Origin of the sequence: Methanobrevibacter sp. (assembly GCF_017447225.1) — an archaeon.
GTDB lineage: Archaea > Methanobacteriota > Methanobacteria > Methanobacteriales > Methanobacteriaceae > Methanocatella.
On record NZ_JAFSNZ010000053.1, the window covers coordinates 1 to 10,423 of the forward strand.

Below are 10,423 nucleotides of genomic sequence, written 5' to 3' on the forward strand. Positions count from 1 at the left end.
AGACCTCAGCACCAGTAGCACTAATCTCATAATCATCAACTAAAGGAACACTGATAACAGTACTATTTTCAAATGGAGCATACTTATCGTCACCAGGGTAAGATACCTCTACAGTATGGTTACCAGGAGCTAAATCACTAATATCAATAACACCATCAACCATAACAGCAGGTTTACCATCAATAGTTACATTAATATCCTTAGGATCAACACTACCAGCATCAACAGTAATATTATCATCATTAACAGTAACAGTAATACCTGATTCCTCTTTAGCGTTTACAGTAACAGTAGCAGCACCCGTGAAATCAGCAGACTCATAATAATCATCTGCAATGTAGGTAATATCAACAGGATAAGTTCCTTCACCTAAACCGGATACATCTAAAGTAGCGTTACCTGTAGCATCTAAAGCAACAGCATAATTAGTACCATTAATGGAAACAATTAAGTTACCGTTAGCAGGACCAGTAATCTCTAAGACACCATCATTACCAACAGTGAAAGTTACATCTTCAGCGTTAACTACTGGTGCTTTTTTGTTTACGGTTAATGTTGCGGTTGTTGTGTTTGCTGCTTGAGTTTCGTTACCAGCGTATGAAACAACAATAGCATACTCACCAGGAGCTAAACCAGCGAACTCTGCACTAGCATTACCATTAACACCAACAATAGAGGTTTTAGTATCATTACCAACAATAGTAATAGTTACATTCTGACCAACTATAGCCGGAGCATTAACATTAACAACAGCAGTTTCACCAGCATCAATTACAACATCATCAACACTAATAGGTGTAGGAAGAATTTCCTTAGCAGTGACGTTAATAACTGCAACAGCACCCAAGTCTACTTTATTATACATATCATCTTCAACAGATGTGATGACAACAGTATAATTACCTTTTGCTAAACTGGAAACATTCAAGCTAGCTTTACCAGTATCATCAAGAGCAGCATAATATTGTGCTCCATTAATATCAACGATTAAAGTAACGTTACGAGAACCGGTGATTTCTAAAATACCTTCTTCACCAACAGTAAATGCTAAATCTTCAGCATTAGCAACAGGATTAATTTTGCTTACAGTTACAACAGCAGTAGTATTGCTTGCAGGAGCATTAGACTCATCACCAGCATAAACAACAGTAATATTGTATTGGCCAGCAGCTAAATCGCTGAATTCTGCACTAGCTTTACCATCAGATACAGTTACTTCTTCTTTTTTACCGTTTACAGTAATAGTAATATTTTGACCATTGATTACATCTGTAACATTAACATTTACAGTAGCGTTTTCACCAACAACGATTTCCACATCACTAACATTAATGGAAATATTAGTTTTAGCGGTTACAGTAAAACTGGTATTATCAGTTGAGTTAACATAATTACCATCACCAGTGAAAACAGCAGTTACATTGTATTCTCCTTCAGTTAATCCTGAGATGATTGCACTACCGTTACCATCTTTAACTAAAGCAGTGTAGTCTGTACCGTTAACATTAACGATTACAATAGCATCCATATTGTTTCCTTCACCATCAACTAAAGTAACATTGATTACTGCAATTTCACCTTCAAATATAGGTTCAGCAACAACAGTTAAAGTAGAGTTTACAGGTGAAACAGTGAATGTATTATAAACAGTACGTGCATTATAATTGTTATCACCATCATAAACTACAATAACATCATAATCACCAGCATTTAAACCAGAAATTTCATCTGTAAGATTGTAGTATTTACCTGCAATACGCACAGTAATGTTGCCGGTTGCAGTTGCTGGTAAAGTAACGTTTACAGTTGCATTTTCTCCGTAGGTGATATTTTCAACATCAATGATTATTTCAGGATCAATTTTATTGACTTTGAAAGTAGTATTGGTTGAGTTAGGACCACTCTGACTGTTACCTGAGAAATCAACAAATACCTGATAATCAGTAGCATTCAAACCAGAAACAGGTAAAACATAATTAACACCCATAGGAACAGTAATATTGTTTCCATGTGCATCAAATACAGGTGAAGTGTAAACTAATTGTGTGAAATCACTTAAACTGATTGTGTAGTTAGCAGTGAAATTATTATCACCAATAATAGTTACAATAACTTCCCCGTCTTTAGGTACATTGAAGTATAACTCACCAACAGTAATATTAACATTTGCAGTTTCAGTGTAGTTAATATCCTCAACACTCACACTAATAGGAGTTGAAGTTGTAACAATTACAGTACCCATTAAAAGAGTGCAGTCAGATAATTTATCTGTAGTAGCATTGATAGTGTATGTTCCAGCAGTATCAAATACGTAACTTGCAGTGTAAATACCAGTTTCTTTATCAAATACTGTAGCAATTTCAGTACCGTCTTCTAAAACAAATTTGAATCCATTTACTTGGATTATGTTATTGTTGTCATCGTAGATGATTGCTGTGATTTTAACAGTCTCGTTAAGAGAACCGTATATTGTACTGTTTTCTAAAATAGTAACGTTAGTAGGACTAGTAATAACACCACTATTGTAGATTAAGTTGGTTAAAGTATTTTTTGTTAAATTAACACTGTCGACATTATATATGGTATAAGTAACATTATCATTGAAATTACAATTAATAATATAATTATTCGCTCCAGAGATATGAATAATACCACTAGCACTAGCCACAGTGTTATTTTCAAATTTGGAATTAGAAATGGTTCCATTATTAACAATATAAACAGCACCACCATTAGTTGCACTACTATTAATAAACTCAGAACCACTTAAAGTACCATTAACACCATTCCAATAAACAGCACCACCATTAGTTGCACTACTATTAATAAACTCAGAACCACTTAAAGTACCATTAACACCATTCCAATAAACAGCACTACCATTAACAGCATTATAACCATTCACAAAATTAATATTTTTAACTGTAACATTAGCACCGAGGATATTAAATATACGTGACATTCCTTGTGCATCTAATGTAACACCATTACCGTCAATAATCACATTATCCACACTAATATTAACACCATCTTTCACGGTATCAAGATTGATAGTGTATGTGTAGTTACGAGGTAAAACAATATTAGTAAAACCATTAGCTATTTGATCATCTATATATTTTTGTAATATATAGAAATCACCATAACCTATTGCATTACCTGCATTATCAGATGGCAAGTAACAGTCATTACCATCGAAATAGAATGTGTATTTAACATTATCTTTAGATGTTGCAGTATAAGACACATCCCCATTATCATCAGTCACTTTATCTTCTGGTTCAGCAATTGTAGAAGAAATAACGACAGGTTGATTTGCTAAATCAGTAGTTTTACCGGCAACTGTAGTAACTTGAATATCGCTTGCAGGAGTTGTAACATATCCCTGAGTCTCATTCCAATATTGAATATTATTATAAGATAATACTGCAGAAGTAATGGAATAAATTGAATTTAAATAACCATTATTACCAATAAGATGACCATTTAAAATGTCACCATCTTCTTTAACATCCATTACACTACCTGCACGGTTATGAGTTAAATTAACATTAATTAAAGTTATTTTTCCGGTGCCATCACGGTAGATTGCACTACCAAAATCCGTAGCAGTATTATTTGTGAAATTGGAATTAGAGAATTTATTTTCACCACTTTTAGAAGTCCAAACGGATCCACCATTGTCAGCAGAGTTATTAACAAATGAAATGTTTTCAAAAATTGTTAGATAAGATCCGGTAATGTATACAGCACCACCATTGACTGCAGAATTATTAATGAAAGTTAAATTAGAATATGTATGATCACGTGAAGACCTTGAATATATAGCACCCCCATTATTTTCAGCATGATTATTTGTGAAAATAGAATTAGAAATATTTATATATCTATAACCCGCACTGATAGCACCACCAGAAGTTTCAGCAGTGTTGTTATTAAAAATACATTTATCAATATTAACATAATTATTATGAATATAAATAACTCCCTCATAAACAGTATTACTATCAAAAGTACAACCAGATATGTCTACAAGAGAATTGATATACACAACACCATAGCGGTTTTTGTTATTAATAAAATTACAATCAGATAAAACAAAATTACGACCACCGGATCTATATTGGATTACACCATTTATTCCTGTGTTATTAATAAAAGTACAACCGATGATTTTTGAACCTACAGCATATACAGAAATTGTACCCCTGTTGTTGATGGCTGTAGAATTAGTAATGATACAATCTTTAATAGTTACATTATATTGAGCAATATGTATAGATCCATCCCCATTAGCAACAGCATTAGTAAAATTACAATTTTCTACAATAGACTGGTAAGGAGATGAAATATGATTATATCTGATTGATAAATCTCCTCCTTCATTTCCTGCAGTATTATTTATGAAATTACAATTTTTAATTTTAATCTCACAATAAGCAGCCACAGCTCCACCTCTACCGTTAGCATGACAATTAGTAAAATTACAATCTAATACAGTAAAAGTATAATAATCAACATCATTAGATAAAAGTCCATCCTTCCAGAAAACAATAGCACCACCATTAGTCTGACTACAATTTATGAAATTAATGTTTTTAAAAGTTGTATTGTTTGATGATACGGAAAATCCGCCTCTTCCTTGTGCGTCAATAGTATGTCCATTACCATCAATAGTAATATTATCCCAGGCAATACGAATAGAATAAATTGCATCTACACCAATAGTATAAGTGTAGTCACGGTCAAGGACAATATAATTGTTTCCTTGTTTTACATTAGTGTTAATGAGGTTTTGTAGGATTTGGAAGTCTCCTCCTTCAGAATAACTTATTGGTGGTTGTTCTGTTTGGAAGTAATAATCATTACCTTCAAAACGGTTAGCCAAATTAAGCTTTCCTTCACTGTAATAATCACTTAGGTTAAAGTAAGCATAACCTTCATCATCTGTAATGTTTCTGAAATCCAAAATGATAACACTATTTTCATCAGTAATACCTAAATGAACAACTACATCAGGAACCACAGTAGTCTTACCAGCTTCAATTTCCACATTACTTGATCCCATGGTTTCTTCTTTACCATCCCAATAGTTAACATTATTATATTTTAAAGTACCCATTCCTGCAGTGTATATTGCGTTGAAGTAACTGTTGTATCCAATTACCCTTGCGACAATATCATCTGTACTGTACACATTTACAGTTAAACCTGCACCTGCTTTGTTTTTACCGAAAGTAACCTCAGTTAAAGACATATCTTCACCGACAAAACAGACTGCAGCACCATTACCATAAGCAACATTACCACTAAAATTAGCATCTTCTATAGTTGCGTTGTTTCCGTTCCATAGTATAGCACCACCGTTATCGGTAGCGTTACCGTTTATAAAATTAATATTTTTCAATGTAACATTGTTACCGTTTATAATGAATATACGGGCTAAACTATTACCGTCAATAGTAACACCATTACCGTCAACAGTGAAATTATTCTGATTTATAACAATACCGTTAACAAAAGCATAATCAGTATCATTATCATAAGTATAATCTGAATCAAGTGTGACAGTTTGGTTATCACCAAGACTATTTATAGTTTCGTTTAAATTTATGAAAGTACCGGTTCCAGCGCCCAGCACATCATTACTTTTACTAGGCGCACCAAGAATACCAGCACCCCCAGTAATTTCAGATGTTCCTATTGAAACATCACCATTATCATTCGTCATCACAGGTCCGTCTGACACGTCGGCCGCACTTGCAGCACCCATGCACAAAACCAGAACCAGCAATGATAAAATTATCAAATTTTTTTTACACTTAGAAATAATATCATTTCTCCGATTTTAATCGATTTTTATAATATCAAAAAAATGTGACTTTATTATAACTAATCCATGATTTTTAATAATAAAAAATAATGGAAAACATAATTTAAAACCACAATTTTTCACCATTTAACTATAAAAGGCTTTTAAAATAAAATTTAAGGCAAACAAGATGTTAAACCTTAATTTTTATAGAATAAAATTACATATTTTATAGAAAAACATGAACATTTTATTAAAAAGCTTTCATTATAGTTAAAATAAATATCTTTTTTTATTAATATATAAAAGTTTTCATCGTTTTTTTAAAAGAAAAATTAAACATGATTTAATATTATTTAAATAAAATAAACATTTTTTAAATATTTCTAAGATAAATAAATTATTTTTTAAAAAAAATAAAAAAATTTAGGATTTACTAAATTTATATTTTGATACTATACTTTATTTTAAAAGATTAGCGAAATATGCATGTTTTTCTATAAAACATATTTATTTCTTGAAAACAATTTACAGATTAACCATTGCATAATGCATTGTATTTTCCAGTAAACTTTTGTACTTGCTCAATTTAGTATTAATCCAGATTTAAGAATGTTATAAAATATTATATTCCTTTCCCGATAAAAACACATTAACTACAATTGTAAACTCCTGAGTAATGCTTTCATCTGAATTTCCAATATCAATCATCACATTTTTCATGGCGGACATGTATATTTCCTTTAACTTTTTGGGATTTGTCTTTACATATGCTTCATGAACCTCATTTTTGCTTCGACCTTGCAAGGCGTCAATATATTCCACACTCAAGCCTATGTTTGAAGCGTGAAATTTACGTAGAGTATGTGATCTGAAAAATCTGTATTTGCCTTTAAATCCCCATCCCAGGGAATCATTGATTTCCTTAAAGCGAATCATTATAATTGAATCTGTAAAATCAAATAGCTTATCATCTATTGAAAGATTTGTGCGGCTTTTGAGGTATTTAACAATGGCTGATGTTGCCTGTGGTGAGCAGAATGTATAATAGTACTTGTCGGTTTTTATGCGCTTCAGGTAAAATGTAGGAACAACACTGTCATTTTCACCCAAAACATTGAGAATCTGATTTAAAGATCCGCCACTGTGATACTCAGACGTTGCAGAAATAAAATCCCCAACACTCAGTGACAGTGTTTCTGCTTTTGCGGTGCCGGAAGATGACATAAAAAGTATCAGGGCTTTTAAATCGATTGAAACAATATCAAGAGCCTGTGCAATATGGTCTTTTGTTGGAATGTCAAAATAGTTGCTTTCATAGTTTCTATTGTATTTGATGGATGGCAGATATGGTATTTCAACTTCAAAATGCCTGTAAAAAGATTTGACATTTGAAAAATAGGTTCTTGATGTGGTATCTGACACGTTACCCTCTAATAGAAAGCTTCTAAAGTCAATCAATCTTTTTTTAAGTTTCCTCTCTTTTAAGGGGATTCTTTCATCCTCTTCCATAATGGCTTCATTAATCAGCTCATCCAAAGAGAGGTTGTGATATGAAATATATTTTTTTAGTGCTGATTCATAACATTTCTGAGTGCTTAATCTGATATTTCGTTCTTTAAAAAATTTTTGGAGGTATTGGCTTTTCATAAAATTAATTATATGTATTTAAAGTCATTTAACTTTATAAATTGAAAAATATCAAAAAATCGTTTTAATTCAAAAATATACAAACATTTAAATAGTATGTTATTCTTAGAACAATTTTCCACACTCACAACAATTTTTAAAGGTTAAATAATCCTTAAATTTAAATATTAGAATGAATAACATTATTTTGTAGGAGGTGATACTGCTATGGATGATGAAAAAATAAGAGTCATCTCAGCAATCCTTATGTTAATCACGGCATTAATGGAATTGCTGAAATGTATAGGTTATGGGATTAATTTCCCATAATATTTACTCATATTTTTCTTGTCCAATAGTATATAATACTTCCTACCATTTAATGAAAAAAAGTTGATTATATTGCTAAAATCATTATTAACCATAATTCAAATAATTTTGTGCCTAATAATAATATTTTTAGGATATCGAAATAAAGAATATCTAAATATCATAATTGGAGCCTGTCTGCTGATAATATCAGTTATATAAAAAATCATGACTGATTAATTCAGTTAATAAGGTTTAGAATATGTTCTTTTCTCATGAATGTGTGATGTTACCAAAAGATAATATTCACGAAAATCTTCGGGAGAGGTGCTGTTAATAATATCATATTTGTCTATATAAGCATTGTTTTTTAGTATACATCACCCAGTTTATGTTATGTTCTCCATATTCCATTTAAATTAATTCTGATTTTATCCTTAAAATTGTTAATATTTTGGTTAATTTCCTACAACGGCGAAGTATCTTTTGATAAAGTGTAAATAATTATTTAAAAGCATCAATTTAAATTATAACCTGTAATATATATGTTTTTAATAATATAATAAAAATTAACCCAATGATTAATAAATAATTTATTTATATTAAAAATAATTTATAAAATTATAATATTGACCTCAAAAAATTAAAAAAATATAAATATATTTGATGACAAATTATAATTAATTAATAAATGTGATTAATATGACAAGTATTGGTTCTAGATTAAGAAAATTACGTGTTGAATATGGATATTCACAAAGACAGGTAGCAGAATTTTTAGAAATAGACCAAAGCAATCTATCAAAAATAGAAAATGATAAAAGAAATTTGAATTGGACTTTATCGGACAAACTCATTTCATTATATAACTGTACGCCCGAATATCTTTTAGGCGAAACAGATGAATATGAAAAGATAAATATTAATTTTAAATCCGGGAACGATTTGGATTTAAAAGCAATAGCTAAAATTAATAGATTAACTTATCATTTAAATATTTTAAGAGGATTGGATGATGAAAAAAATAAGATTAAATTACCCAAATTAAATATTAACCTGAGACGTGAGTTTGGTTTAGATGAATACTGCCCTATTAATATTTTCACATTGCTTGTCCAAAAAATTCCAAATCTGACAATAGTATCATTTCCTATGAAAAGAAGTGTCAGCGGATGCTGTTATAAAAAAGATATTGATTCTATAATTCTAATAAATTCATCACATTCTATAGGACGTCAAAATTTCACTTTAGCCCATGAACTATACCATTTATTGGATGATGAAAAAAATTTTTTCATTTGTTCGGAAGGATTGAAGGATGAAATTGAAATTAAAGCAGATGATTTTGCTTCCAATTTTTTAATGACAAAACATGCTCTATATGATTTCATTGAACGGGAAAACATTAGTGAATGGACAATTGAAGATGTAATAAAATGCGAACAATATTTCCAGATTGACCATAATTCATTAATTAGAAGACTATACAATGAAAAATTTATTGATGAATCACAACTAGCTGAATTCTCTTTTAATATTATGGATAAAGCAGGAAAATTTGGTTATGATACATCATTATATGAACCAACGCATGAGGATAAAAAATATTATTCAATAGGACATATGATTCCCCTAACAGAAAAAATTTATGAAAAAGGAAAAATAAGCCTAGGCAGAAGAAAAGACATTTTACTTGACCTTTTTAGATACGATATTGCATATTGATGAAGGAATGTCTAAAACTTATTTAACTATTAAATTGTAACTATAGATATTTAGAATTTAAATTATAAAGAGAAAAAATTATGGAGTATATTTATATTGATGAAAGTGGTGATTTAGGAAAAGGTGGTTCTAAATATTTTATTATTGCAGGAATTAAGGTAAATAATTATAGAAATTTAGACCGATTAATTAATAAATCCAGAAGAAATAATAAAAAGAAAATTGGTAAATCTAATGAAATCAAAGGAACGACCATTCCACCAGAAATTAAAAAAAAAATTTTAAAAAGTTTAAATAAAATAGATTATGAATCATTCATTATAGTGTTGAACAAGAAAGACCGATATAAAATCAATTATAAGAATGATAATCATTTATTATATGATATACTTTCATCAGAACTAGCTAAACTTATCAATATATCTAGTTCAACAGAGGTTTATGTAGATAGAACTAGAAGAAATAAACAAAAAATAGCTAATTATAATGAAATATTCAAAAAAAATTTAAATAATCCGAAAAATCATCCAATATCAATAAAACATGTAGATTCATTGAAATATAAAGGAGTTCAAATAGCTGATTTAATATCATGGTCAGCATATCAAAGTATAGAAAATAATAATGACGAATATATAAAAATTGTGAAAAATAAAATCATGAAAACTGTATATGAAGATTAGAGAACTCCTATGCCACCAGTAATGCCCCTCATCAGGACAAGGACATAAGAGATGATAATTTTTACCTCCCAAATCTTTCAATTAAAGATTATGTAAATATAAATATTTAAATATTTCTACCTATTATAGTTCACGACACTAAAAATTATAAAAGTTCATAGGAACTTCCAGAGCCAATTTTCCCAATAACTTTCATTATCAATTACTTGTTTAAATTCATTTTCAAAGATAAATTTTAGTTGTTCGATGCTTGTTATAAATTTTC

4 protein-coding genes are annotated in these 10,423 nt (G+C 29.8%); 2 read left to right on the forward strand and 2 right to left on the reverse strand.

The window, feature by feature from the left end:
- Window positions 1-5,809 (reverse strand): S-layer family protein (locus IJQ68_RS05360; protein WP_292797942.1); only part of this gene is annotated, 5,809 nt, incomplete at its 3' end.
- A gap of 618 nt (window positions 5,810-6,427) precedes the next feature.
- A complete protein-coding gene (locus IJQ68_RS05365) occupies window positions 6,428-7,462 on the reverse strand; it encodes an integrase (protein ID WP_292797945.1) in 1,035 nt (344 codons plus the stop codon).
- Window positions 7,463-8,452: 990 nt separating this feature from the next.
- Between IJQ68_RS05365 and IJQ68_RS05370 the strand changes: the two genes are divergently transcribed.
- Both IJQ68_RS05370 and IJQ68_RS05375 read left to right on the forward strand, forming a co-directional pair.
- Window positions 8,453-9,475 carry an XRE family transcriptional regulator gene (locus IJQ68_RS05370; protein ID WP_292797948.1) on the forward strand — a complete coding sequence of 341 codons (1,023 nt, stop codon included), beginning with the start codon at window positions 8,453-8,455 and terminating at the stop codon, window positions 9,473-9,475.
- Window positions 9,476-9,555: 80 nt separating this feature from the next.
- Window positions 9,556-10,158: a DUF3800 domain-containing protein gene (locus tag IJQ68_RS05375; protein WP_292797951.1), complete on the forward strand. Its 603-nt coding sequence runs from the start codon at window positions 9,556-9,558 to the stop codon at window positions 10,156-10,158.
- Window positions 10,159-10,423 lie beyond the last annotated feature (265 nt).

Coding starts and splice junctions, on each gene's coding strand:
- IJQ68_RS05365 (WP_292797945.1), bottom strand. CDS start 7,462: ATGAAAAGCCAATACCTCCAAAAATTTTTTAAAGAACGAAATATCAGA.
- IJQ68_RS05375 (WP_292797951.1), top strand. CDS start 9,556: ATGGAGTATATTTATATTGATGAAAGTGGTGATTTAGGAAAAGGTGGT.
- IJQ68_RS05370 (WP_292797948.1), top strand. CDS start 8,453: ATGACAAGTATTGGTTCTAGATTAAGAAAATTACGTGTTGAATATGGA.